Annotated in this window: 19 protein-coding genes; 10 read left to right on the forward strand and 9 right to left on the reverse strand. The window is 60.1% G+C overall.

What is annotated here, in order from left to right; genetic code table 11:
- Window positions 1-16: 16 nt before the first annotated feature.
- From ACWJJK_RS17575 to ACWJJK_RS17585, 3 genes are read left to right on the forward strand one after another with little or no spacing between them, the layout of a single operon-like run.
- The gene (locus tag ACWJJK_RS17575) at window positions 17-1501 is read left to right on the forward strand and encodes a PAS domain S-box protein (protein WP_156879473.1); all 1485 of its coding nucleotides are present in this window, start codon (window positions 17-19) and stop codon (window positions 1499-1501) included.
- Window positions 1498-1962: a response regulator gene (locus ACWJJK_RS17580; RefSeq protein ID WP_086133062.1), complete on the forward strand. Its 465-nt coding sequence runs from the start codon at window positions 1498-1500 to the stop codon at window positions 1960-1962. The genes ACWJJK_RS17575 and ACWJJK_RS17580 overlap by 4 nt, the downstream gene beginning before the upstream one ends.
- Complete coding sequence (locus ACWJJK_RS17585; protein WP_156879472.1) at window positions 1952-3634, forward strand: ATP-binding protein; 1683 nt, start codon at window positions 1952-1954, stop codon at window positions 3632-3634. Before ACWJJK_RS17580 ends, ACWJJK_RS17585 begins: the two co-directional genes overlap by 11 nt.
- 265 nt (window positions 3635-3899) lie before the next feature.
- Here the strand turns inward: ACWJJK_RS17585 and ACWJJK_RS17590 are convergent, their stop codons facing one another.
- Complete coding sequence (locus ACWJJK_RS17590; RefSeq protein WP_205780626.1) at window positions 3900-4559, reverse strand: hypothetical protein; 660 nt, start codon at window positions 4557-4559, stop codon at window positions 3900-3902.
- A 188-nt stretch (window positions 4560-4747) separates the two neighbouring features.
- Between ACWJJK_RS17590 and ACWJJK_RS17595 the strand changes: the two genes are divergently transcribed.
- The gene (locus tag ACWJJK_RS17595; protein ID WP_156879471.1) at window positions 4748-7423 is read left to right on the forward strand and encodes a cation-translocating P-type ATPase; all 2676 of its coding nucleotides are present in this window, start codon (window positions 4748-4750) and stop codon (window positions 7421-7423) included.
- Between the two features lie 245 nt (window positions 7424-7668).
- On the opposite strand, the gene ACWJJK_RS17600 is transcribed toward ACWJJK_RS17595, so the two are convergent.
- The 5 genes from ACWJJK_RS17600 to ACWJJK_RS17620 form a co-directional block, all read right to left on the reverse strand.
- Window positions 7669-7863, reverse strand: a complete 195-nt coding sequence (locus ACWJJK_RS17600; RefSeq protein WP_077727889.1) for a hypothetical protein — start codon at window positions 7861-7863, stop codon at window positions 7669-7671.
- Between the two features lie 271 nt (window positions 7864-8134).
- Window positions 8135-9643 (reverse strand): helicase HerA-like domain-containing protein, encoded by a 1509-nt coding sequence (locus ACWJJK_RS17605; RefSeq protein WP_156879470.1) that lies wholly within the window; start codon window positions 9641-9643, stop codon window positions 8135-8137.
- Window positions 9644-9887: 244 nt separating this feature from the next.
- A complete protein-coding gene (locus ACWJJK_RS17610) occupies window positions 9888-10397 on the reverse strand; it encodes a TPM domain-containing protein (protein WP_156879469.1) in 510 nt (169 codons plus the stop codon).
- Entirely contained in the window at window positions 10397-11251 is an 855-nt protein-coding gene (locus ACWJJK_RS17615; RefSeq protein WP_156879468.1) for a TPM domain-containing protein, read from the reverse strand. The genes ACWJJK_RS17610 and ACWJJK_RS17615 overlap by 1 nt, the downstream gene beginning before the upstream one ends.
- Window positions 11252-11276: 25 nt before the next feature.
- A complete protein-coding gene (locus ACWJJK_RS17620; RefSeq protein ID WP_454128322.1) occupies window positions 11277-11912 on the reverse strand; it encodes a LemA family protein in 636 nt (211 codons plus the stop codon).
- A gap of 443 nt (window positions 11913-12355) precedes the next feature.
- On the opposite strand from ACWJJK_RS17620, the gene leuS reads away from it, so the two are divergent.
- The 5 genes from leuS to nadD all read left to right on the forward strand — a co-directional run bounded on the left by leuS (window position 12356) and on the right by nadD (window position 18563).
- On the forward strand, window positions 12356-14953 hold the full coding sequence (gene leuS, locus ACWJJK_RS17625; protein ID WP_156881936.1) for a leucine--tRNA ligase: 2598 nt from the start codon (window positions 12356-12358) through the stop codon (window positions 14951-14953).
- Between the two features lie 3 nt (window positions 14954-14956).
- On the forward strand, window positions 14957-15481 hold the full coding sequence (locus tag ACWJJK_RS17630; RefSeq protein WP_156881937.1) for an LPS assembly lipoprotein LptE: 525 nt from the start codon (window positions 14957-14959) through the stop codon (window positions 15479-15481).
- Window positions 15478-16509 carry a DNA polymerase III subunit delta gene (gene holA / locus ACWJJK_RS17635; protein ID WP_454128323.1) on the forward strand — a complete coding sequence of 344 codons (1032 nt, stop codon included), beginning with the start codon at window positions 15478-15480 and terminating at the stop codon, window positions 16507-16509. Before ACWJJK_RS17630 ends, holA begins: the two co-directional genes overlap by 4 nt.
- A 49-nt stretch (window positions 16510-16558) precedes the next feature.
- Window positions 16559-17821, forward strand: a complete 1263-nt coding sequence (locus ACWJJK_RS17640; protein WP_077727881.1) for a glutamate-5-semialdehyde dehydrogenase — start codon at window positions 16559-16561, stop codon at window positions 17819-17821.
- 112 nt (window positions 17822-17933) lie between these two features.
- The gene (gene nadD, locus ACWJJK_RS17645; protein ID WP_156881938.1) at window positions 17934-18563 is read left to right on the forward strand and encodes a nicotinate-nucleotide adenylyltransferase; all 630 of its coding nucleotides are present in this window, start codon (window positions 17934-17936) and stop codon (window positions 18561-18563) included.
- A 228-nt stretch (window positions 18564-18791) separates the two neighbouring features.
- On the opposite strand, the gene ACWJJK_RS17650 is transcribed toward nadD, so the two are convergent.
- Window positions 18792-19484, reverse strand: coding sequence for a VPLPA-CTERM sorting domain-containing protein (locus ACWJJK_RS17650; RefSeq protein WP_454128324.1), 693 nt, complete (start codon window positions 19482-19484; stop codon window positions 18792-18794).
- A gap of 253 nt (window positions 19485-19737) precedes the next feature.
- Between ACWJJK_RS17650 and ACWJJK_RS17655 the strand changes: the two genes are divergently transcribed.
- On the forward strand, window positions 19738-21624 hold the full coding sequence (locus ACWJJK_RS17655) for a PhoX family protein (RefSeq protein ID WP_454128325.1): 1887 nt from the start codon (window positions 19738-19740) through the stop codon (window positions 21622-21624).
- Between the two features lie 177 nt (window positions 21625-21801).
- Here ACWJJK_RS17655 and ACWJJK_RS17660 read toward each other — a convergent pair whose 3' ends face one another.
- Window positions 21802-22185, reverse strand: a complete 384-nt coding sequence (locus ACWJJK_RS17660) for a hypothetical protein (protein ID WP_156881941.1) — start codon at window positions 22183-22185, stop codon at window positions 21802-21804.
- 12 nt (window positions 22186-22197) lie between these two features.
- Complete coding sequence (locus tag ACWJJK_RS17665) at window positions 22198-23868, reverse strand: SulP family inorganic anion transporter (protein ID WP_086133048.1); 1671 nt, start codon at window positions 23866-23868, stop codon at window positions 22198-22200.
- Window positions 23869-24195 lie beyond the last annotated feature (327 nt).

The raw sequence follows: 24195 nt of genomic DNA on the forward strand, positions 1-24195 counted from the left end.
ATTTTCCGGGCATTTCATGATGGAATTCCTGCTGAAAAAAAAGAACTTCGGTGTATGGCTGGAGTCCTCTTTGGATGGCATGGCGATTACGGACATCAAGGGAAAAATCCTTTTTTCCAATCCCGCGCTGGAGAAACTTTTCGGCTATGCCCGCGAAGAACTGGCGGAACTCACGGTCGAAGACCTCATGCCGGAACGGTTTCGCGGGCGGCATCGAGAAGAGCGTGCGGGTTACGCCGAACATCCCCGCTCCCGCCCCATGGGGGAAGGACTGGATCTTTTCGGCTTGCGCAAGGATGGAACCGAATTTCCAGCGGATATAAGCCTAATTCTCCTAGAGGCCGAGCAAGGTCGTTTCGTATTGGCTACGGTTCACGACATCAGTCGCCGCAAACTCGCCGAGAAAGCCTTGGCGAACCAGACGGTGCGGTTGCGCGCGATTCTCGAGACCGCCGTCGACGCCATCATCGTGATCGACGAGCGGGGGCTCATCGAGACCTTCAATCCCGCGGCCGAGCGCATGTTCGGGTACACCGAAGCGGAGGTAAAAGGTCAGAGCATTACTCTCCTGATGCCCTCCCCTTACCGCGACGAACACAACGCCTACATTGCCCGCTATCTCAGAACGGGGGAACGCCGGGTCATCGGCATCGGCCGAGAAGTCCTCGGGCTGCGTCGGGATGGATCCACTTTTCCCATCGAACTGACCGTCGCCGAAACCCCTCTGGGCAACCATCGCCTGTTCACCGGAATCATTCGCGATGTGACCGAACGCCGAAAAGCCCAGGAACAACAGGCTGCTCTCCTCGAACAGCTGACCGAAAAAAATGCGGAATTGGAGCGGTTCATTTACACCGCCTCGCACGATCTCAAGAGTCCCTTGATTACCATCCAGGGATTTTCAGGCATGCTGGAACAAAGCGCGACGCGGGGAGATTTCGAGCGTATGCGCGGAGACATCCGGCGAATTCGTGCGGCGGCGAGCCGAATGCAGACCTTGCTGGAAGATCTGCTGGAGCTGTCTCGCATCGGCCGCGTCGCGAATCCGCCCGAAAAGGTCTCGATGCGCGCTCTCGTCCATGAGGCGGTCGAGCTTGTCAGGGACCGGCTTCCCGGGCGTAAACTGCGGACCGAGATCAGCCGCGGTCTGCCCGACGCGGTCGGCGATCCGAAGCGGATCTTCGAGGTGTGGCTCAACCTGATAGAAAACGCCGTCAAATTCATGGGTGACCAGGATGAACCCTTGATCGAGATCGGCGCGGAAGCAAGAGAAGGAGAAATCGTCTATTTTGTACGTGACAACGGTATCGGAATCGAGCCAAGCTACCATACGAAGATCTTCGGCCTGTTCGAGCGGCTCGATCCCAATACGGAGGGTACCGGAATCGGACTGGCGATCGTCAAGCGAATCGTCGAGGTGCACGGCGGAAGTCTCTGGGTAGACTCGGAAGGTCAAGGGCTGGGTTGCACGTTTTATTTTTCCCTGAGGGATCCAGCATGAAGGGAGAAGTCCTGAATATCCTGTTGGTCGAAGACAATCCGGATCATGCCGAACTGGTCATCCGCTGTTTTCAGGAACACCGCGTGGCGAACCGGATCTATCATGTCAGCCAGGGCGCGGAAGCCTTGGATTATCTGCTGCGACAGGGCGCGTATGCCGATCCGCAAACCAGCCCGAGGCCGCACGTCGTCCTGCTGGACCTCAACCTTCCCCGCATAAATGGCATTGAAGTCCTGGGTAGAATCAGGGCATCGCCGTCCATTGCGAATCTGCCGGTCGTCATTCTCACCACCTCACGAGCCGAGCAAGACATCGCCAGAGCTTACGGCCAGCATGCCAACAGCTATCTCGTCAAGCCCGTCGATTTCGAGAATTTCACCCGGATGATGGAAGATCTGGGCTTTTATTGGCTGGCCTGGAATCACTACCCCTGGTCCGACCGAACTGTTCATGAAACCTGAGCCATCCGCAGCTGCGCCGATAGCCGACACCATCCTTCACATCCTTTTGGCCGAGGATGATACTAGCCACGCCGAGCTCATACAGAGAGCATTCGAGGCTCAAGGCGAACCCGTTCGTCTGACGGTGGTACGCCATCTCCGCGAGGCGCGGGAGGCGCTTGCCGTCGCCCTACCGGATCTCGTGATCACCGATTTGCGGCTGCCCGACGGGAAAGGTACGGAGCTTTTGCCGCAGGAAGGCTCGAATACGTCTTATCCGGTCATCGTTATGACCTGCTACGGGAACGAGGCGATCGCAGTCGAGGCGATGAAGGCCGGGGCTCTGGATTATCTCGTCAAGTCCGAGGCCACCCTGTCCGCCATGCCGCATATCGTCAAGTGCACCTTGAGCAAATGGCATGAGATTATCGAGCGGAAGCGGGCTCAGGAAGCATTGCGCCAAGCTTACGCCGAACTGGAAACGCGGGTGCAGGAGCGCACCTCCGAACTGGTGCAAGCCAATGAAACCTTAAGGCGGGAGATCGTCCAGCGCGCGCGGGTGGAGCGGGCGCTGCGCGAAAGCAAGCAGCGATTCCGCGCCCTAGCCGAGACAGTGCCGGATATCGTCTTCACGGTTTGTCCGGATGGGCGGGTCGACTACACCAACCCGCGCTTTCATGAATTCACCGGACAGCCGTGCGACTCAGAAAAGGGCTTCAGCTGGATGCGGGCTCTGCATCCCGAAGAAGTGGAACCCGTCAATGAACGCCGAAAGCATTGCCTCCAGACCGGCGAACCTTACGAGATGAAGCATCGGCTCCGCCATCGAGACGGCGAGTACCGGTGGGTGATGTGTCGCGCCCAACCGATCCGCGACGAGGCCGGCCACATCATCAAGTGGTTTGGCTCATGCTCGGATATCGACGATCTGATACAGGCCCAAACATCACTCCAAGAAGCCGACCACCGCAAGAACGAATTCTTGGCCATGCTGGCCCACGAACTGCGCAACCCCTTGGGCCCGATTCGAAATGCGGTGGAACTCCTGCGGCGGATCGGTCCGCAACATCCGCAACATCAATGGGCGGAGGATGTAATCGATCGGCAGACGGCCCATCTGGTCAGGTTGGTGGATGACCTTCTCGACGTTTCCCGCATCACGCGCGGCAAAGTGGAACTCAAAAAAGACACGATCGAGCTGAGCGATATCGTGGCCCGCGCCATCGAGGTCACGCGACCTCTCCTTGATGAACGGAAACACGCCTTCACCGTCACTCTCCCCTCCGCTCCCGTATACTTGGAGGGCGACAGCATCCGGCTGATCCAAGTCTTGGGCAATTTGCTGAACAATGCCGCCAAATACACGCCGAAAGGGGGCGCCCTCTGGCTCACCGCAAATCGGGACGGCTCCGACATCGAGCTTCGCGTGCGGGACACCGGTCTCGGCATACCGGCCGAGATACTGCCCCAGGTCTTCGATCTCTTCACCCAGGCCGAGCGCACGCTCGATCGATCCCAAGGCGGTCTCGGCATTGGTCTCACGATCGTCCGCCGCTTAGTGGAATTGCACGGAGGAACCGTGTGCGTCTCCAGTCCCGGTCCCGGCCAAGGCAGCGAATTTGTGGTCCGCTTGCCCGTGCTGCCGGAACTCTCACCTACCGACACGCTGCCCAAAAAGCCCATACGCTTGTAGGGACTCCCGCTTCCCGTATCCCTCTCTGGTCGGTGTCAGAGAGCCCGATAGGTAGGTCGGCAATCCCTTCCCAATCGCAAACGGTTGCTTTAGTCGCGACCCTTCCAATCGCGGCCTGCCCGTTTCAACAAGGTCCGAGCCGTGACCAAAAAGAAAACCGGCAGACGGCTCCGTCGAGCTCATCTGCCGGCTTCGGGAAAATCGCCGGGAGTCTTTAAAAAAGCTAAAGCATCCCGGCCGAAAGGCTAAAGTCGATTACACCGCATTACTGCTGCGCCGGCTGCTGTTGGTCGGAGCTGCTGTCGGAGGGAGATGCGCCGGAACCGGAAGGCACATGCTCGCCATGCCCGCCGTGCCCACCACGGCTGACGCCGCCGCCGCTCTGGCCGGGACCCGCACCGCCGCCGCCCGCTGCCGCGCTCGCGCCTTGGCGCTGGCGCAAGCCGATCGCGCCGCCGGACGCCTTGGCGATGTTCGCTTCGGTCAAGCCGCCCAAGGTCATGGCCGAATCGACCACGATGGTGGTGACGTCGGTGATGTCCATACGGTCGGCTAGTGAACTGGTTACCACGGCCTTGACCGGACCGCGACCCGGCGCCGGATTGTTCGGAGTGGCGGTCAGCACGATGGGATACGCAGTGCCCGCGGGGACGGTAATCGAGTACTGGTTCGAGGTGCTCGTAACCTCCGTCGTCGTCACTAACTGACCGTTCTTGTCCCGCACTTCGATCTTGGCATCCGTAACGGGACCGTGTTGATCCTGAACGTTCCCGCTGATTTTCGCTTCCGACATGGCCGGCGCAGAAGAACTGCCGCCGGGACCGGCATCGCAGCCGGCCAATAGCCCAGCCACGGCGATAGAGAAGGCGCAAAAACCATTTCTCAGAACAGAAAAGCGAGTCTTATCGAATTGTTGATTGGTCATACTCTGTAAACCGACTGTTTAGTTGAGTGGGTTCTAACTGTCCGCGTATTGAAACATCGGCGTGATAGCGCGGGGTTTATAGCATATAAGTTCTTTTTCTGTACATATTTCGGCCGCTTGACGAAAATCCGCGAAATTGCCTACGGCGGCCAAGGCGTTTGCTGGATCGGTTCACCCCAAAAGGCGGCATGAAAATCCATCATCTCCAACCCGATCAGGCCTTGACAAGCCTTCATACTCAACCCGAAGGGCTAAGTGAAACCGAAGCGGCCCGCCGGCTCCGTGAATATGGTGCCAACCGGCTTACGGAGTTCGAGCGGGAATCCGTCGCACTACGCTTCGCCAGGCAGTTCACTCACTTTTTCGCCCTGCTCCTCTGGCTTGCCGCGGCATTGGCGTTTTTCGGGGATTGGAAAGCGCCGGGGGAAGGCATGGAAACTCTGGGTTTCGCCATTATCGGCGTGATCCTCGTCAACGGGCTGTTTTCGTTCTGGCAGGAATACCGGGCCGAAAGAGCCATCGCCGCGCTGCAAAAGCTCCTGCCGCTGCAAATCAAGGTGATGCGCGAAGGCAGCGTGCGCCTTGCGGATGCTTCGGACATCGTGCCGGGCGATGTGATCCTGCTGCAGGAAGGCGACAACGTACCCGCCGACTGCCGGGTTCTGGAGGCTTTTGCCCTGAGGGTGAACAACGCCGCGGTAACCGGCGAAGCCTTACCCCAAGCCAGAGACGCGCAGCCCTCTGCGACGGACGAGCTCATTCACGCTCGCAATGTCCTGCTGGCGGGCACCGCCGTCGTCTCCGGCGAAGGCCGGGCGGTGGTCTTCCACACCGGCATGCACACCGAATTCGGCAAGATCGCCCACCTCACTCAAACGGCAGGCGAACCCGTTTCCCCTCTCCAAAACGAAATCCTCCGCCTGAGCCGGATCGTCGGCATGCTTGCCGTCTCATTGGGCATCGTCTTCTTTTTCATCGGGCGGGCGGCCGGCCTGTCGTTTTGGCAGGATTTCATCTTCGCCATCGGCATCATCGTCGCCAACGTACCGGAAGGCCTGCTGCCCACGGTTACCCTCTCCCTCGCCATGGCCACCCAGCGCATGGCCAAACGCAATGCCTTGGTACGCCACCTGCCATCGGTCGAAACATTGGGCTCGGCCACCGTCATCTGCACGGACAAGACCGGCACCCTGACGCAAAACCGCATGGCGGCGAGACAAATCTTCTTCGGCAATGAAGTCTGTCATCCGGAAGATATCGACGAACAACTCGCTGCAACCTACCCGAGACTTTGGGAGTGCGCGCGCAACTGCCAGAACCTCAAGGAAACGAGCCGCGACGGAAAGCGGGAGCTACTCGGCGATCCCATGGAGATCGCGCTGGTGCGGATGGCGGAACGGTTCCTGAACGATACCGCCGCCTATCCGAAAATCGACGAGATCCCTTTCGACACGGACCGGAAGCGCCTTTCGATTTTGAGCCGCACGCCGGAGGGGAACCGGCTGTACGCCAAAGGCGCCCTGGAAACCGTGCTGCCGCTGTGCTCCGACGTGCAGATCGGCGAAGAAATCGTGCCGCTGACCGAGGAAATGCGCCGCCGGTTTGTCTATGCCCAAGAAACGATGGCGGAACGCGGACTTCGCATCCTCGCCTTTGCCCATCGCGAAATCTCGGATACCTATAATCACGATCGATTGGAAGAGAACCTGATACTGACCGCCCTGGTCGGCCTCGAAGACCCGCCCCGTCCCGAGGTACCGTCCGCCATCGAAAAATGCCTTCAGGCAGGCATCAAGGTCATCATGGTCACCGGCGATCACCCTCACACCGCCAAGGCGATCGCCCGGGAAATCGGTCTGCTCCGCGGCAATCACCCCCACGTGATCACCGGCGACGAATTGCGGCGGCTCTCCAACACGCAGCTACAGCTCGCGCTCGACAAAGAAGAAGTCATCTTCGCCCGGCTCGGCGCCGACCAGAAGATGCGCATCGTCGACGCCCTGAAACGCAAACGGCACGTAGTGGCGGTGACCGGCGATGGAGTCAACGACGCCCCGGCGCTCAAGACCGCCGACATCGGCATCGCCATGGGCATTGCCGGAACCGACGTGGCCAAGGAATCCGCCGACATGATTCTCCTGGACGACAATTTCGCGAGCATCGTCAGCGCGATAGAGGAAGGGCGGGCGGTATTCGGCAATATCCGCAAGTTCATGTCCTACATACTCACGTCCAACATTCCCGAACTCGTGCCTTACCTCGCTTTCGCCCTGTTCAGCATTCCGCTGCCCCTGACCATCATCCAGATTCTGGCGGTCGACCTCGGCACCGATATGGTGCCGGCCCTGGGACTCGGAGCGGATCGCCCGGACCCCGTCTGCATGAAAAAGCCGCCCCGATCGGCCAGGGAAAAACTGCTCACCTGGCCGTTGCTCACGCGTGCCTACCTGTTCCTCGGAGTTCTCGAAGCCCTCGCCGCCATGGCGGCCTTTTTCTACGTGCTCCATGGAGCCGGCTGGCAGTACGGCCAAACCTTGGCCCGAGACAACCCGATTTATCTCCGAGCCACCACGGCCTGTCTGTCGGCCATCATCGTCATGCAGGTGATGAACGTCTTTCTGTGCAAACATCCGGACCGCCCCCTGTTCCGCTCTCCCCTTTTCAACAACCGATTAATCCTGGTCGGCATTCTGCTGGAAATCGCCTTGATCCTGTTCATCGATTACACGCCTTGGGGCAACAACATCTTCGGCACCGCGCCCATAGAGCTCGACGTCTGGCTGTTTACTCTGCCGTTTGCATTGGGAATGTTGTTGATGGAGGAAATGCGGAAGGGACTGGCGAGATTAATGGCGGCGCCCTAAACCGGTGGCAGAATCGTACACCGTTTCGAAAGCGCGCGGGTTAGGCATCGATCTTATTCCATTCGGCATTCGAGTGACCATTAATTGTAGGTGGGTTAGCGGAGCGTAACCCACCATCGATGGGTTTCGCTTCGCTCTACCCATCCTACAAAATGAATGCCTTATTGAAAGCGATTTGGAATTAACCCACCAAACAGCCGCGGTCTCTGCGGCTCTGCGGAACGAAATGCCGATTGCCCGGTAAGTCAGAAATTCTTTCGTTGCCGTGAAGCGGTTTTTGCTCTACTGACTCTTTCGGAGCGATAGATGAAACGCATGCCCATAATGAATGCGCCGAGAACGATCAACAGTACGGCAAACGGTATCGCCAAGGCGGTCTGACTCATGACCACGGCGGCCCCGATCAGAATCAGCACCAAAGGCTTCACTTCGTAAAACATCTTAACTCCTCGTCAACTCTTCTATGGCCGCACGGATCACGCGGGTTCGTTCGGCGCCTCGCGAGAAGTCCCGGTCGGCCGAAACTGGCCGACCGGGACCCACATGTAAACTGAGCCGTCGTTAAGAATAGCCGCAAGCCGATATTTTTATTGCCGCCTGCCCGATAACGAGTTCGTAAGATGCACTGAGTGCCCGAAACGCATTGATCGCGAACGATGCGGTTCGTCCCTCACCGCATCCTACCTTTTGGTATACCTGATAACGTCCACCCTACCTTTTTCTTCCCGTCAAAGACCCCAGCACGCCCCTAAGAAGCTGCCGGCCGAGTTCGCTGCCTATGCTTCGGGCGGCGCTTTTGGCGAAGGCCTCCATCGCGGTTTGCCGTTGTTTGCCCTTACCGCGCGACGGAGTGCCCAGAATGCTCCCGAGCGTATCGAAAATGCCTCCGGCTGCCGAACCGGAAGCAGGACGACCGGCTTCTTCGGTCCTTTGCTGGAGATCCTCGGCGGCACGCGCTTTGAGCATTTCGTAGGCCGACTCCCGGTCCACGGCTTTTTCGTAATGGCCCGCGATGGGCGACTCGCCGATGAGTTGCTTTCGTTGAGCGGCATCGATGGGGCCGATCTTGCTTTGAGGCGGCAGGATGAAGGCCCGCTCGACGATATGCGGACGGCCTTTTTCGTCGAGTAATGAAACCAAGGCTTCGCCGACGCCCAACTCGGTAATGACGGTCTTCTCGTCCAGGTCCGGATTGTCGCGCATGGTTTCGGCCGCCGAACGAACCGCTTTCTGATCCCGCGGCGTAAAGGCCCGAAGCGCGTGCTGGATGCGATTGCCGAGCTGTCCCAAAACCTTGTCCGGAACGTCCAGAGGATTTTGCGTCACGAAATAAACGCCCACGCCCTTGGAGCGGATCAGGCGCACGACTTGCTCGATCTTGTCCAGCAAAATCTCCGGAGCGTCGTCGAATAGCAGATGCGCCTCGTCGAAGAAAAACACCAGCTTGGGTTTGTCGCGATCCCCCACTTCCGGCAGATGCTCGAACAGTTCGGACAACAGCCAGAGCAGAAAGGCTGCATAGACTTTCGGTGCCTGCATGAGCTTGTCGGCGGCCATGATATTGATTACGCCCTGCCCGTCCGGCGCGGTTTGCATCAGATCGTCGATGTTCAGGGAGGGCTCGCCGAACAGCCGGTCTCCGCCCTGGCTTTCCAAGGCCATCAAACCGCGCTGGATGGCGCCGATGCTGGCGGCGGAGATGTTGCCGTACGAGGTGGTGAATTGGCCCGCATTTTCGCCCACGAACTGAAGCATCGCGCGCAAGTCCTTCAGATCGAGCAGCAGCATTCCGCTGTCGTCCGCGATCTTGAAAACCAGGTGGAGCACGCCCTCCTGGGTTTCGTTCAGATTAAGCATGCGCGAGAGCAGCAAGGGCCCCATCTCGGAAATGGTCGCCCGAGCGGGATGTCCCTGTTCGCCGAAAACATCCCAAAAGGTCACCGGAAATCCGGCGAATTCATGGCCCTGGATGCCGAGCAACGAGAGCCGCTCGACCATCTTCGGGCTGGCCACGCCCGGCTGGCTCAAACCGGACAAATCGCCTTTGATGTCCGATAAAAACACCGGCACGCCGATGCGGCTGAAACGCTCCGCCAGAACTTGCAACGTAACGGTCTTGCCGGTGCCGGTCGCGCCGCTGATCAGGCCGTGGCGGTTGGCCATGGACGGCAGCAGTGAAAGCGAATCCCGGCCTTTGGCGATTAACAATGCGTCGGTCATGAGTGGTCTCCGGCAAATGAAGTGATCCGTTAATAGTAATCGGCAACTAGCCGGTTGACCGGAAAAAGTCCGTACCCGGCGCGGGACAATGCTGTTGAACTAAGCCGTCATACCGGCAGGGAGTGCCGGTATCCAGTCGACAAGGACGTTACTCCGCAAGTCGTCCCGAACGTCTGGGTTCCGGCATTCCCTGCCGGAACGACGAGCCTGAGCCTTAACTCAAAACAGGAGCGGCCGAGCAAACTCAACCATCAATAATGACCGGATGATTGGCGAGCTCGTCGCCGTGCAGATCCGGTCCCGCGAAGTGCTTTTCCAAATGAGAGCCCACGGCTTGAACCCCGGCCACGATACCCGCCTCGAAGTCGCCTTTCCGGAAAGCCGCTTCCATCTCGTGGCAGATCCGCGCCCAGGCTTCGGCTCCGACCAACCGGTCGATACCGCGATCGGCGACGATCTCCACGTCCCTATCCGCGAGCAGCAGATAAATCAAAACGCCGTTGTTCCGCTCCGTATCCCAGACGCGGAGATCGGAAAACACTTCCAAGGCCCTTTCCCTCGGCGTCTCGCGCCGCAGCAGCCGCCGCCAATCGAGCGAAATTTCCACGGCAACGCGGATTTCTCCGCCGTGCTTCGTCTCGCTGTCACGGATCTCCTCGGCGATGGCTTTAAGCGCGTGGCGCGGCAGGACCCGCCGAAGCCGCCAGGGTCCGTAACACAGATGCTTTAGGATGCGACCGAAATGCTTGAACATCACCAGCGCCCCGAAGCTCCGCCGCCGCTGAAACCGCCGCCGCCCCCTCGGAAACCGCCCCCTCGGAAACCGCCGCCTCCGGAGGAGCCGCCGAATCCGCCGGGCCCGCCGTACCAGCCGCCCGGCCCTACCCGGCCGATGCCTCCGAACACCGCCATGAAGACGAAGAAACCGACGAACAGCGAAAACAGGATCGGCAAACCGAAAACGGCGACCAGCAGTCCGGCGCCCGCGCCGGCGATGAGTCCGCCGAGAAAGGGGCCGAACAGAAACCGGAGTATCCGGCCACCGAAGATGCCGCCCAGAATCGAAAGTCCGAAAACGCCGCCCAGATCTTCATCCGGAACTCTTTCGCCATCGGCTGGCGCGGGCAGAGGCTCCCCGCGAATCAGGGCGAAAAGGCTATCGATGCCTTCGGACAGGCCGCCGTAGAAATCGCCTTGTTTGAAAAACGGGAGCATCACGTCTTCCACGATCCGGTTGGCGACGGCATCGGGGATCACGCCCTCGAGCCCGCGCCCCACTTCAATCCTAACGGTACGGTCCTGCTTGGCCAGGAGGATCAGGACGCCGTCGTCTATCCCCTTGCGGCCCAGCTTCCAGGCATCCGCCACCCGTATGGAATACTGCTCGATGGTTTCGGGCTCGGTGGTGGGCACCAGCAAGATCGCGATTTGGCTGCCTTTCTCAGCCTCGAAGGCTGACAGCCGGCTTTCGAGTCCCGCCTTTTCGTCCGGCTTCAAGGTCCCGGTCAGATCGGTAACGCGCGCCTGTAGCGCCGGCACCGCAACCTCGGCCCTAGCCTCGGACCCGACAAACGCCAGAAGGACGGCAAGAATCCAAACCGGAAGCATGTTCGGCATCGATATCGACGTTCGCCTACCGGGCCGGAGCGGGGGCGGGGGCGGGGGCGGGGGCGGGGGCCGGCGTGCCGAAATCGACCGTGGGCGGCCGAGAGATTTCGCGTTCGTTTTCCACCGTGAAATTCGGCTTGACCTCCATGCCGAAAATCCGCGCGGTAATGTTGGTGGGGAAGGAGCGGACCGTGACGTTATAGTCCTGAACCGCCGCGATGTAGCGATTGCGCGCCACGGTGATGCGGTTCTCCGTACCTTCCAGCTGCGCCTGCAGATCGCGGAACAAACTGTCCGCCTTGAGCTGCGGATAGTTCTCCGCCACCGCCATCAATCGCGACAAGGCGCCGGACAATTCGCCCTGAGCCGCCTGGAACTGGGAGAAGGCCTGCGGATCGTTCAACAGTTCCGGCGTGGCCTGAACGGACCCGACCCTGGAACGCGCCTCGGTCACCTGGGTCAACACCTCCCTTTCGTGCCCTGCGTAACCCTTCACCACGTTGACCAAATTGGGCACCAGGTCCGCCCGGCGCTGATATTGGTTTACGACCTCCGACCAGCTCGCCTTGATCTGCTCGTCTTGCTGCTGCAGGGTGTTGTATCCGCATCCGCTCAGCAAGAGCACGTGTAATAAGACCAAGCCCGCGATCAATGTGCGCATGTTTTTCTCCCGAAAAGGCTGTCGGACGATGTCCGGAAAACGAATCCATAAAGTGTGCTACGTACAACAGGCATAAGACAATCTGTCAAAAGGCTTATTCGGAGTATCCCGTTCAGGAGTCCCGGCAACTCGTGTTTGTTCCGAAGTACGGATTCGTAGGATGGGTTAGGCGCGCATCGCACCGAGTCCGCAAAGTTCCTTCGGTGTTTCCGCGCGCCGTAACCCACCGGGGGGGGGCGTGGACCACACCTTTTGGTGGGTTACGGCGCGCTCGCGGCACAGTGACTAATACCAAATCTGTCGCTATGCGCGCCTAACCCACCCTACGAAATCCGGTTTTCAGGACAAAACGAGGATCGCCGACGAAGCCCGCGCCCATTTGCGGTACCGGCGAGTGCTTTAGTATCCTACAAGGTTTAATTCGGCGACCGAAATCCCCGCGTATGGAAGACATTTACAAGCCGCAGACCATCGAACAAGAAGCCCAGGACGCCTGGGAAGCCCAGGGCGTTTTCCGCGCCGTCGAAGACCCGGCCAGGGAAAAGTATTACTGCCTGTCCATGTTCCCCTACCCCAGCGGGCGGCTGCACATGGGCCATGTCCGCAACTATACCATCGGCGACGTGATCGCCCGCTATCAGCGCATGCAGGGCAAGAACGTGCTTCAGCCGATGGGCTGGGACGCCTTCGGACTGCCGGCGGAAAACGCCGCGATGCAGAACAAGGTCGCTCCGGCGGCGTGGACTTACGCCAATGCCGATTACATGCGCAAGCAACTCAAGTCGCTGGGGCTCGCCATCGACTGGAGCCGCGAGATCGCCACCTGCAAGCCCGATTATTATCGCTGGGAACAATGGCTGTTCACCAAGCTGTTCGAAAAAGGCCTGATCTACAAGAAGGTCGCCCCGGTGAACTGGGACCCCGTGGACCAGACCGTGCTGGCCAACGAACAAGTGATCGACGGCCGCGGCTGGCGGTCGGGCGCGCCGGTGGAAAAGCGCGACATCCCCATGTACTTCATGCGCATCACCGCCTACGCCGAGGAACTGCTCGCCGGGCTGGACCAGTTGCCGGGCTGGCCCGAACAGGTGAAGACCATGCAGCGCAACTGGATCGGCAAGAGCCACGGCTGCGAAGTGCATTTTCCCTACGAGGACGGCAGCGACGTCCTCAAGGTTTACACCACCCGCCCCGACACCCTGATGGGCGCGACTTATGTCGCCGTGGCGGCGGAACATCCGCTGGCCCTGGCAGCCGCGGAAGGCCATCCGGAATTGGAAGCCTTCATCGAGGAATGCAAACACGGCGGCACGGCGGAAGCCGATCTCGCCACCATGGAAAAGAAAGGCATGGCGACCGGCCGCTTCGTCATTCATCCATTAACCGGCGAAAAACTGCCGGTGTGGGTCGCCAATTACGTATTGTGGGGCTACGGCGAAGGCGCGGTGATGGCGGTGCCGGCGCATGACGAGCGGGATTTCGAGTTTGCGCATAAATATGGACTGCCGATCAAAACCGTCATCGCGTCCAAATCGGACGCTTATGAGACGGTCGATCCGGAGGGCGAGTGGATAGACGACTATGCCGAGTACGGCGTGTGCGTGAATTCGGGAAAATACGATGGCCTCGATTTCCAGCAAGCCTTCGACGCCATCGCCGCCGATCTCGAAGCCAAAGGCCTAGGCCAGAAGCGCACCCAGTTCCGCCTGCGCGACTGGGGCATCTCCCGCCAGCGTTACTGGGGCTGCCCGATTCCCGTCATTCATTGTCCGAACTGCGGCGACGTGCCGGTACCCGAAGATCAGCTCCCCGTGGTATTGCCGGAAGACGTCAAGATCGATGTGGGCTCTCCGCTCAAGAAAATGCCCGAGTGGTATCAAACAACCTGCCCGAAATGCGGAGGCCCGGCTGAGCGCGAGACGGATACCATGGACACCTTCGTCGAATCGTCCTGGTACTACGCCCGCTATGCCTGCCCGGACAGCCACGACGCCATGCTGGATCAACGCGCCAAATACTGGCTGCCGGTGGATCAGTACATCGGCGGCATCGAGCACGCCATCCTGCATCTTCTGTACGCGCGCTTCTTCCATAAGCTGATGCGCGACGTGGGCCTGGTGGACAGCGACGAACCCTTCACCAATCTGCTCACCCAGGGCATGGTGGTGGCGCCGACCTTCTACCGGGAGCAGGCCGACGGCAAGAAGCACTACTACAACCCGGCCGAAGTGGACGTGCAATTGGACGAGCGGGGAAGGCCGCTGGGCGCGAGCTTGAAGGCCGATGGACAGCCGGTCACGATCGGCGGCACCGAAAAAATGTCCAAGTCCAAGAACAATGGCGTCGATCCGCAAGCGCTGATCGATCGTTACGGCGCGGACACGGCGCGCTTGTTCATGATGTTCGCGTCCCCGCCCGAGCAGTCGCTGGAATGGTCGGACAGCGGCGTGGAAGGTGGATTTCGGTTCCTGAGGCGCCTCTGGAAACAGGTCGCCGTCCATGTCGACCAAGGCCCCGCCCCTAGGCTCGACAAGACGGCGCTCGACGAGGCGCAAAAGGCCATGCGGCGCCAGACGCACGAGACCCTTCGCAAGGTCAGCGACGATATCGGCCGGCGTTACACCTTCAACACGGCGATCGCCGCCAACATGGAACTGCTCAACGCCTTGGCGAAGTTCGACGATGCGAGCGATCAGGGACGCGCGGTGCGCCAGGAAACGCTGGAGCTCGTGGTGCTGATGCTGTCTCCCATCGTGCCCCATATTTGCCACCGCTTGTGGCACGAACTCGGACATCCCGAAACGGTCGCGACCATGGCATGGCCAAGAGTGGACGAATCGGCGCTGGTGCAAAACACCGTGGAGCTGGTGGTTCAGGTGAACGGCAAGCTGCGCGGCAAAATCACCGTGCCGGTGGACGCCGCCAACGACGCAGTGGAGACCGCCGCGCTCGGCGATCCCAACGTGCAGCGCTTCGTCGAGGACAAACCGGTCAAAAAGGTTATCGTGGTTCCGCGCAAGCTGGTCAACATCGTGGTGTAGTCAATGACAAGACGGTCTCTCGCAAAAGCGGCGGTTTCGGCAATTTTCGCCCTATTGCTCTCGGCTTGCGGATTCCATCTCCGCGGCAGCTTGCCGGCCACGATGGTCGCTAAAACCTTCTACATCGACGGTTTGGGGCGCGGAGATCTGTTCGTTCAGGAATTTTCGAATATTTTGTCTTATTCCGGCGGCAACCTCGCGGCGGCTCCCAACCAGGCCGGCGCGGTGATCCACATCGTCCAGGCGAGACAGGACCGCCGCCCGATCGGTCTGAGCAAGCAAGGCCGGGCCAACCTGTTCGATTTGAGCTATCGGGTCGTCTACGAGGTGTCGACGCCACAGGGCGAGATACTGCTGCCGCGCCAGGAGCTCGAGCTGAAACGGGATTATTTCAACGATCAGACCTCCCCGCTCAGTCAAACCCAGGAGGAATACCAAATCCAGCAGGAGATGCAGCGCGAGGCCGCCCAACTCCTGTTTCGCCGCGTCGCTTACGCACTGAGCCGCCCGCCTGCGGACAAGTCGTGAAACTATCCGCCGAGCAGCTGGGAGAGCAACTGAAGAAGCGTCTGGCTCCGGTTTATTTCCTGAGCGGAGACGAGCCCCTGCAGCTTGCGGAAGCGGCCGACGCGATACGGCAGGCAGCGCGTGCCGCCGGGTACGGCAGCCGTGAATTGTTCTACGCCGATACCGGCTTCGACTGGGGCAGCTTGCAGGAGGCAGCCGATTCGTTTTCTCTCTTCGGCGAAAAGCGCATTTTGGACCTGCGCCTTCCCGCGAAGCCGGACAAAGCGGCGGCGGCAGCCCTGGCGCGTTATGCCGAGCGGCCCGCGGAAGACGCAGTCCTCATCGTCAGCAGCGCGAAAATCGGGGGCGCCGAACAAAAAAGCCGCTGGTACCAGTCCATCGACCGCATCGGCGTGGTGGTCCAGGTCTGGCCCCTGGAGGGCGAGCAATTGCTGCGTTGGCTCGACCGGCGCTTGAACGCGAAAGGACTGTTGGCCGACCGCTCGGGCATCCGCATATTGGCCGCCCGCGTCGAAGGCAATTTGCTGGCGGCCGCCCAGGAAATCGAAAAATTGCACATCTTGTACGGCAAGGGCAAGATCGACGACGACCAGATCGTCAAGGCCGTCGCCGACAGCGCCCGTTACGATGTTTTCGATCTGGCCGAAGAAGTCTTGCGCGGTCACACTCAGAAAGCCTACCGCGTACTCACGGGACTCAAGGCGGAAGGCGTGGCGCCTGCGGTCGCGCTATGGGCGCTCACCCGCGACGTTCGCCTGATCGGCAACATCATGGCTCTGGTCGCCCAAGGCACCCCGACCGAATCGGCATTGGCGAAATGCCAAGTGTGGGACAAACGAAAATCGACCGTGCTCCAGGCACTGCAGCGCCTGAACCGCGACAGCATTCACCGGACCCTCTTGCTCAGCGCCAAGGCTGACAGAGTGATCAAAGGCATGGAAACGGGCGACCCCTGGGAAGAACTGTTGTCCGTCTGCGTAAGCCTCACGGCACCTTCGGGAACACGCATTACGGCGAAGCCTCATTGACGTTTCATAGCTCACCGCTTTCGATTATTCACCTTTCCTTGAACGACCCATGTTAAACGACCTTCAAACTTACATGCTTAGGGTGGGCGAGCAGGCTCGCGAGGCCGCCCGCTCGATGAGCCGTGCGGAGACCGCCGCAAAGAACAGCGCTCTCCTGGCCATCGCCGACGCGCTGAAAAGCGATGCGCAGGTGTTGATGGCGGAGAATCACAAGGATCTCGAAGTCGGCCGGCAGAGGGGACTCGACGGCGCGATGCTCGACCGGCTGGACCTCACCGAAAAGCGCATAGACGCCATGGCTCAAGGTCTACGCGAAGTGGCCGCGCTTTCCGATCCGGTGGGCGAAATCACCGGCCTCACCTATAGACCCTCCGGCATTCAGGTCGGCCGGATGCGGGTGCCTTTGGGCGTCATCGGGATCATCTACGAGTCCCGCCCCAACGTGACCGCGGACGCCGCGGCGCTTTGCCTCAAATCCGGCAACGCCTGCATCCTGCGGGGCGGGTCCGAAGCCATACATTCCAACAAGGCCATCGCCGACTGCATACGGGACGGTCTTGAGCAAGCGGGACTGCCCCGCGACGCCGTGCAACTGATCGAAACCACCGACCGGGCGGCGGTCGGCGAGCTGATCCGCATGGAACGCCACGTGGACGTGATCGTGCCGCGCGGCGGCAAGAGCCTCATCGAGCGCATCACGGAAGAATCCCGCATCCCGGTCATCAAACACCTGGACGGCATCTGCCACGTCTACATCGACGACCGCTGCGATTTCGACAAGGCCATCAAGATTGCTCTGAATGCCAAGACCCAGCGCTTCGGTGTCTGCAATGCGATGGAAACCTTGCTGATCGCTGCCCCGATTGCGCCCGTTCTCCTTCCGGACCTGGCGCACCTCTTTCGGGAAAAGGGCGTGGAGCTCCGCGGCTGCCCTAGAACCGTGCAAATCTTGCCGGACTGTACGCCGGCAACCGCGGAAGACTGGGACACCGAATATCTCGCGCCCATCCTGTCCATCCGCGTGGTCGAGGGCCTCGACGAGGCGCTGGATCATATCAATCGGCACGGATCGCAACACACGGACGCCATCGTGACCGAGGACTACACCCGCGCGCGCCGTTTTCTCCGGGAAGTGGATTCCAGCTCGGTAATGGTCAACGCCTCCACCCGGTTCGCCGACGGTTACGAATACGGCTTGGGCGCCGAAATCGGCATCAGCACCGACAAGCTGCACGCCCGCGGCCCGGTAGGACTGGAAGGATTGACCACCCAGAAATTCATCGTTCTGGGCGATGGACATATCCGCGCCTGACTTGCAACACCTAGGGCGGATTAGTATCGTAGGTCGGCAATCCTTTGCCGACGAATATGTCGGGAAAGGGTTCCCGGCCTACTGCTACGGCCTCTCCCCCCCAAGAGCGCTCATGATCGGCATATACGGCGGAACCTTCGATCCCATCCACTACGGCCACCTGCGGACGGCCCTGGAAGTCAAAGAAGCGGTCAAACTGGACGAGGTCCGCTTCGTCCCCTGCCGTTTGCCGCCCCACCGCGCTGCGCCGGAGGCCGAACCCGATCATCGCCTTAAGATGCTGGAGCTGGCCCTGCACGACGCCGAGCCCGGCTTCCGTATCGATACACGGGAACTAGACCGGCCCGGGCCGTCCTACATGGTGGATACGCTTGCGTCCATTCGAGCGGAAATCGGCGCTCGGCCGTTGTGCCTGATCGTCGGGCTGGATGCCTTCCTCGGCTTTCCCCGCTGGCACCGCTGGCGGGAGCTGTTCGATCTCGCCCATATCGTCGTCATGCAACGGCCGGGCGCGGCGCCCGATTTTGCGGGCGATTTGGCATCGCGCATCGCAGAACGCCGTACCGAACAGCCAGGTGCCATGCGCCCTCAGCCGGCGGGAGCAATCCATTTCGTCGAGGTCACCCAGCTCGATATTTCGGCGACCCGCATCAGGGAAGCCGTAAAAACCGGCAAGAGCGCCCGTTATTTGATTCCCGAGCCGGTCCGGCGATTCATCCAAAGCGAAGCACTTTACCGGTAGCCCAGAAACGGCAGTCCCGCGCGTCCGCAGGCGCGAGCAAGGATGATTTCAAGCATATCGAACGAAAGCGACCGCAGGTCCAATCCCTTTGCCGCGGTCGGCGTGTGGGTCTTGCGATGCGTTCCCGCATCGAGGCGAAGAGCGGAATGGGCCCGGCCCCGCGCTACTTTTGGCCGAATTCCTCCCGTACCCGAGATACACGCGGCGCTTATCGGCCGATGATGTTTGTTATGCGCGTAAAAGCACGCTGCGGCGCTTCTTGGCGGCCGTCACGCCGCTCAAACCGGCGAGTCCGGAGGCCAAGAGCCACACGGCCGCGGGCAAAGGCACCGGGGCCGGTTCGCCGCCGGACAGAACCGCGCCGATGGTCACGCGGATCGAGTTCAGATCGATCCAGGCCTCACCCTGACTGCCCACCGGAACGGCCCCCAGCATCGTCGTCAAGAGGACGTCCAGTTCTTCGCTCCGGGCAATCGACTGCTCGAACAGCGTGGTCCAGCTGCCCGCCTTTTCGCCGCCGCTGCCGCCGAGGCGGAAGGATTTTTCACCCGAGTCGCGGAACAGTTCGTCGTTGGTAAAGTCGTCGAGCCGGAGCCGACTGCTGGCCGAAGCGCTGCTGTTCTTTCCGGCGAGTGCGTAGTCGCCGCCCTCGGCCAAGTGAAACTGATCGATCAGAAATCCGTCCTTGGCGATGACCTGAAATTCCATGGTTTCCCTTAGGCGCTGGGAAGCCGAGGCGGCAGAACGATCGGAAAAGGCGAAGCTCAGGGTATCGCCGTCGATGGACGGTGTCCCGAAGTAATCCAGGTCCTCGTCCGCAAACTGGAAATAAACCGATTGGCCTTCCAGCAGGGCGGCCTGCGCGGCAGTCCCGCCGAAAAAGAAAAGAATCCCTGTGATCACACCGATAAATGTCTTCATGAGCAATCCACTCCCTAATCAGTCGGTTAAAAAGGCGAATCAGACGGCTTGCCGAAGCAAGCCGCCGATTGTTACAAGCACGTTTCATTCCACATACCGGATCAGCCAGAAATCGCATGCGCAAACGGATTATGGCGCGCCTTTTGCGGGAAATGCCTGGACCATAGGGCAAATGCCTCACCTGTTCGGCGTATTGTCACAAGAATTTAACATTCGTCGACTAGGGTTAAATATTTTTCGAATAATGCCAAGAATGAACGCTTTCACCGTAGCCGTTTCGTCAGCGCTCTCGCTGCTGACTTTCGCCGGTTCGGCCGACGCCGCCCCAACCGTCAAATCGGTCGAATTCATCGGGATGCCTGCTCCCGTCACCGCCGACGAGAAAACGGACATTTACAGCAAAGCCCGGATGAAAGTGATTTACCGGAACGGCAAGAGCCGGACTTACGATCTGAGTTATCACGAACTGATGGGCACCGCCGATTCGATCGCCGGGCATACCGTGGGCGGCTTGTACGACTACCATGATCACCCGCTGGCCGACACCTACGGACAAATCGCCTCGGATTCGCCGGACGGCAACTCCCTGATGGCGATACCGGGCATGAAGGCCCAGGATCCTCTTCGAAACGAAGCCCTGGCCCTGGTCACCCAGTACGAATACAAGGAACTGCCGCCCGCCGGGCAATCGGGACGCTTCTGGAGCAAGCTGCCGGCGACCGCGAGCTTTGCCAAGCTCGATCAAAACAAATCCACCGGCGCCCTGACGGTTGCGGATTACCACAACATCAGCTTCGGCAGCGTGAACGGTCTTTGGATAGCCTGCGCCGCCTCGCTTTCGCCCTGGAACACGCATCTCGGCAGCGAAGAATACGAACCGGACGCCAAGGTTCGGGGCGGCGGCGCCAAGACCGAGGACAGCGACGACACCACAGACATCGACTCGTTCAGCCGGTATTACTTCGGCGATGCCGCACACGCCAATGCCTATCACTATGGTTTGGTGCCGGAGGTAAAGATCGACGCCAACGGAACCGCATCGGCCGTCAAGCACTACGTCCTGGGCCGGTTTTCGCGGGAATTGGCCGAAATAATGCCCGACCGGCGCACGGCTTACATGGGCGACGACGGCGTCAATACCGGGCTGTTCATGTTCATCGCCGACCACCCCGAGGATCTGTCGTCAGGCACGCTTTACGCCGCCAAATGGAAACAAACCACGGCGTCGAGAGGAGGAGCGGCGAAGCTGACCTGGATCAAGCTGGGCTCGGCCGCGGATGCCGAAATCAGGGCCCTGGTCGATAACGGCATCAAGTTCGCCGACATATTCGACGCCAGCAATACCGACCCCCATGAGCATGGCTACAAGAAAGTCACCACCTACACCGGCACCGAATGGCTGCGGCTCAAGCCCCATATGGAAAAAGCCGCGGCTTTTCTGGAAACCCGCCGTTACGCGGCCTATCTCGGAGCCACGACCGAATTCTCCAAAATGGAAGGCGTCGCCCACGATCCGAGCGGACGCAAGGCGTATGTCGCCATCTCGCGTATCGAAAAAGGCATGGCCGACGGCACCGGCGATATTCGCCTGCCTCAAAACGACGGCGGGGCGGTTTACGAGCTCAAGCTGACCGACGGCCATGAAGCCGGGATCGATAGCCGCTTCGTGGCGTCCGCCATGAGATCCGTACCGGAGCTCCTGGGCGGGTGGCTGGGCAAGAATGACAACGGCGAAGACAGAAAGGATGCCGAAGGCAACCGCTGCGAGCAGGACAAGGTTTGCGGACCGGACAATCTCAAGTTTTCGCCCGCGAGCCGCACGCTTTTTATCGGCGAAGACACCAGTCGCCGCAACAATAACTACGTCTGGGCCTACAACGTAGACAATCGCCGCTTGGCGCGCATCCTTTCCACGCCGATGGGCGCGGAAGCGGCCGGTTTACAGATCGTGGAAAATGCCCACGGCTTCTCCTACATCATGAGCAATTTCCAGCACGCCGGCGAGGAAGTGAATAAAAACTACACAGGGCACGACAAGGATCTCGTGATCGCGAAGCTGAACGAGAAGTGGCACGCCCTGCATCGCGCGGTGATCGGTTACATCGGCACTCGCAAAGGCGCATTGCCCGCGTTGAAATAAGAGACGCAATCGGAGCGTTTTTCCGGTCGGTGCGGCAGTAGGTCGGCAATCCTTTGCCGACACACTGGGTCGACGAGGGCTTTGTCGGCAAAGGATTGCCGACCCACGCATTTCCCAATCCGCACCGCTAAACCGCGGGGAAAAACTCTAGGGCGGGCGCTTACGAGCATCGGAGCCTCAAACAGCGGAAGTTCGATGACTTCGCTGACCGGGATCGGCTCCGGTCATGAACGATTCGCACCCTTTGATCCAGGTCTTTTCACGCAATCGCTCCAAACGGCTCACCAGTTCGTGAACCAGACACGGATACGGGTGAACGTAATGCCGGGGCACCAGCCAGGTTTCCGGGAGTTCGCGCTCCGCAAGCCGGAAAAATTCGTCGCAGAACGCCAAACTGGCATCGGTAAGCCCGGTGAAATCCAATTCGATCCTGCGTTGAGGACAGCGGCGCAGCGCCGCGATGATGCGTTCGGCCTGGTATTCGGTTTCCAGCGCCTTGGTAAGAGGCTCGGCGAACCGGACCAACGGAATCGATAGCGGAGCGAGGGATATGGCGGTCATTTCGTTCCCGGATCAGCTGCTCTTGACGATCTTGAAGACGATCCGGCGCCCCATGGGCCGCCGCCTTCGCCGTGCGGCCAAGGGATGGTCGGCGTAGGGTTCGTGGTTTTCGAGACCGGCAAGATGGCATTCGCCGCCGTGGTCGCGATAGTCGTGGCGGAAATGGTCGAGGAATTCCATCACCGTATGGTCGATGAGGTAAGCGTCCGCCAGATCGAAGATCACTGTCTGACCGGCGGGCAATTCCGCCGCCACGCGCTTGAGCGCCAGAAAATTGGAAAATATCGCCGACCCGCCGATTCGGACGTGATAGGTGCCGGGCGATGTTTGCTTCAACGCATAATCGAGCCTGGCCAGGTGCTTGAGTTCCACGCCGCGAAAGATGTGGATCATCAGCTTGGCGGCAATGCCGATTGCAACCCCCACCAATAGATCGGTCGTCAGAATGCCCACAATCGTGACGCAGAAGAGCGCCAACTGTTCCTTGCCGATGTCCATGGTCTTGGCGAACTGGCGGGGCGAAGCCAGGCGAAAGCCGGTGTACACCAGAAGCGCCGCCAAAGACGCCAGCGGAATCTCATGGATGACATGGGGAAAAAACACCACGAAGAGGCCCAGCAGGAGGCCGTGAAAAAAGTTGGCCCAGCCGGTCTTCGCCCCGTTGTTGATATTCGCCGACGAACGGACGATCTCGGCGATCATCGGGAGCCCGCCGATCAGTCCGGATAGCAGGTTCCCCACGCCTACCGCGGTCAAATCCCGGTTCAGGTCCGAACGGCGCTTGTAAGGATCGAGCTTGTCAACGGCCGTGGCGCTCAGGAGCGATTCGAGGCTTCCGATCAGGCCGATCGACATCACGGCTCCCCAGAACTCGACCGTCGCGATCTTCGAAAAGTCCGGAAAGTAAAAGCTCGCCAGAACGTCTTCCGGAATCGAGACCAGGAACCTCGGCCCTATCGTGTACTCGTGGTGCGGCAGGAACAGGAAGACATGTTCGTGCTCCAGGTCGAAATACCGGCCCAGGGCCATGCCGACGACGATGACGATCAGGGGGGCCGGGATCATCCTGAGATACGGATTTCTGACCCACGACCAGATTATCAAAATAACCAGCCCCAGCAATCCGATCAGGGCGATTTCAGGGTTGGCGGCCATCACACTGCGCGGAATCCCGGCGATCGCGGAGAGTATTTCGCCGTCTTCCGGTTTCACTCCGAGCATCACGTGGATTTGCTTGGCCATAATGATGATCCCGATGGCGGCCAGCATGCCGTGCACTACCGCGGCCGGGAAATAGGCGTTGAGCTTCCCGGCTTTCAAGAGGCCCATGAGAATTTGCAGAACGCTGGCCATCACAATGGCGGCGAGAGTGTAGCGGTAACCCGCCATGGCATCGCCTTGGCCCAAGGATTGGACCGCCGAGAGGATCACTACGATGAGTCCGGCGGCGGGACCGTTGACGGTGACGTGAGAGCCGTTGATCCTGGACACCACAACCCCGCCGATCACGGCACTGATGATCCCCGCCATGGGCGGAAATCCGGAGGCCATGGCGATGCCGAGGCACAGAGGCAAAGCGATGAGAAACACCAAAAAGCCGGATACGAGATCCGATCGCCAATGGTCTCTAAGCCCCGGCAGACCGGTTCGGGGCACCCGGCGCAAAGCTTGGATCGAAACCATAGTCGCACTCACAAAACTGCATTAACCGAGTCCGGTGAAGCGACTTCCATGCCAGATGCAGAAAAATTCTATCTTATTGATTTTTCATATAAATGACTTAGTTGGCGAGGTATTTGAGTGTGGACTGGTTCAAGACCACCCGCTTAGGCGGTGTATTTGAACCGCATCCGGGTCACCGAATGAACCTCTCCCAGTCGTTCGGGGCGAGAGTTTTCATCATGCTTGTGCGGACACGGCAACGGGCGGGATGAAAACCATTCCGCCCGCCCTCTTTTGCACAGGGGAATCGAGAGGGATTCAAGACGCTTGCCGAAAGCCGGCACTACG

The sequence above is a fragment of the Methylocaldum gracile genome, from assembly GCF_053646815.1.

What these genes read in the sequence shown, in the direction of transcription:
- ACWJJK_RS17660 (WP_156881941.1), bottom strand. Translation starts at nt 22,185, where the DNA reads ATGACCGCCATATCCCTCGCTCCGCTATCGATTCCGTTGGTCCGGTTC.
- ACWJJK_RS17605 (WP_156879470.1), bottom strand. Translation starts at nt 9,643, where the DNA reads ATGACCGACGCATTGTTAATCGCCAAAGGCCGGGATTCGCTTTCACTG.
- ACWJJK_RS17620 (WP_454128322.1), bottom strand. Translation starts at nt 11,912, where the DNA reads ATGCGCACATTGATCGCGGGCTTGGTCTTATTACACGTGCTCTTGCTG.
- ACWJJK_RS17665 (WP_086133048.1), bottom strand. Translation starts at nt 23,868, where the DNA reads ATGGTTTCGATCCAAGCTTTGCGCCGGGTGCCCCGAACCGGTCTGCCG.
- ACWJJK_RS17580 (WP_086133062.1), top strand. Translation starts at nt 1,498, where the DNA reads ATGAAGGGAGAAGTCCTGAATATCCTGTTGGTCGAAGACAATCCGGAT.
- ACWJJK_RS17650 (WP_454128324.1), bottom strand. Translation starts at nt 19,484, where the DNA reads ATGAAGACATTTATCGGTGTGATCACAGGGATTCTTTTCTTTTTCGGC.
- leuS (WP_156881936.1), top strand. Translation starts at nt 12,356, where the DNA reads ATGGAAGACATTTACAAGCCGCAGACCATCGAACAAGAAGCCCAGGAC.
- ACWJJK_RS17600 (WP_077727889.1), bottom strand. Translation starts at nt 7,863, where the DNA reads ATGTTTTACGAAGTGAAGCCTTTGGTGCTGATTCTGATCGGGGCCGCC.
- ACWJJK_RS17575 (WP_156879473.1), top strand. Translation starts at nt 17, where the DNA reads ATGATGGAATTCCTGCTGAAAAAAAAGAACTTCGGTGTATGGCTGGAG.
- nadD (WP_156881938.1), top strand. Translation starts at nt 17,934, where the DNA reads ATGATCGGCATATACGGCGGAACCTTCGATCCCATCCACTACGGCCAC.
- ACWJJK_RS17595 (WP_156879471.1), top strand. Translation starts at nt 4,748, where the DNA reads ATGAAAATCCATCATCTCCAACCCGATCAGGCCTTGACAAGCCTTCAT.
- ACWJJK_RS17630 (WP_156881937.1), top strand. Translation starts at nt 14,957, where the DNA reads ATGACAAGACGGTCTCTCGCAAAAGCGGCGGTTTCGGCAATTTTCGCC.
- ACWJJK_RS17610 (WP_156879469.1), bottom strand. Translation starts at nt 10,397, where the DNA reads ATGTTCAAGCATTTCGGTCGCATCCTAAAGCATCTGTGTTACGGACCC.
- ACWJJK_RS17640 (WP_077727881.1), top strand. Translation starts at nt 16,559, where the DNA reads ATGTTAAACGACCTTCAAACTTACATGCTTAGGGTGGGCGAGCAGGCT.
- ACWJJK_RS17585 (WP_156879472.1), top strand. Translation starts at nt 1,952, where the DNA reads ATGAAACCTGAGCCATCCGCAGCTGCGCCGATAGCCGACACCATCCTT.
- ACWJJK_RS17615 (WP_156879468.1), bottom strand. Translation starts at nt 11,251, where the DNA reads ATGCTTCCGGTTTGGATTCTTGCCGTCCTTCTGGCGTTTGTCGGGTCC.
- ACWJJK_RS17655 (WP_454128325.1), top strand. Translation starts at nt 19,738, where the DNA reads ATGAACGCTTTCACCGTAGCCGTTTCGTCAGCGCTCTCGCTGCTGACT.
- ACWJJK_RS17590 (WP_205780626.1), bottom strand. Translation starts at nt 4,559, where the DNA reads ATGACCAATCAACAATTCGATAAGACTCGCTTTTCTGTTCTGAGAAAT.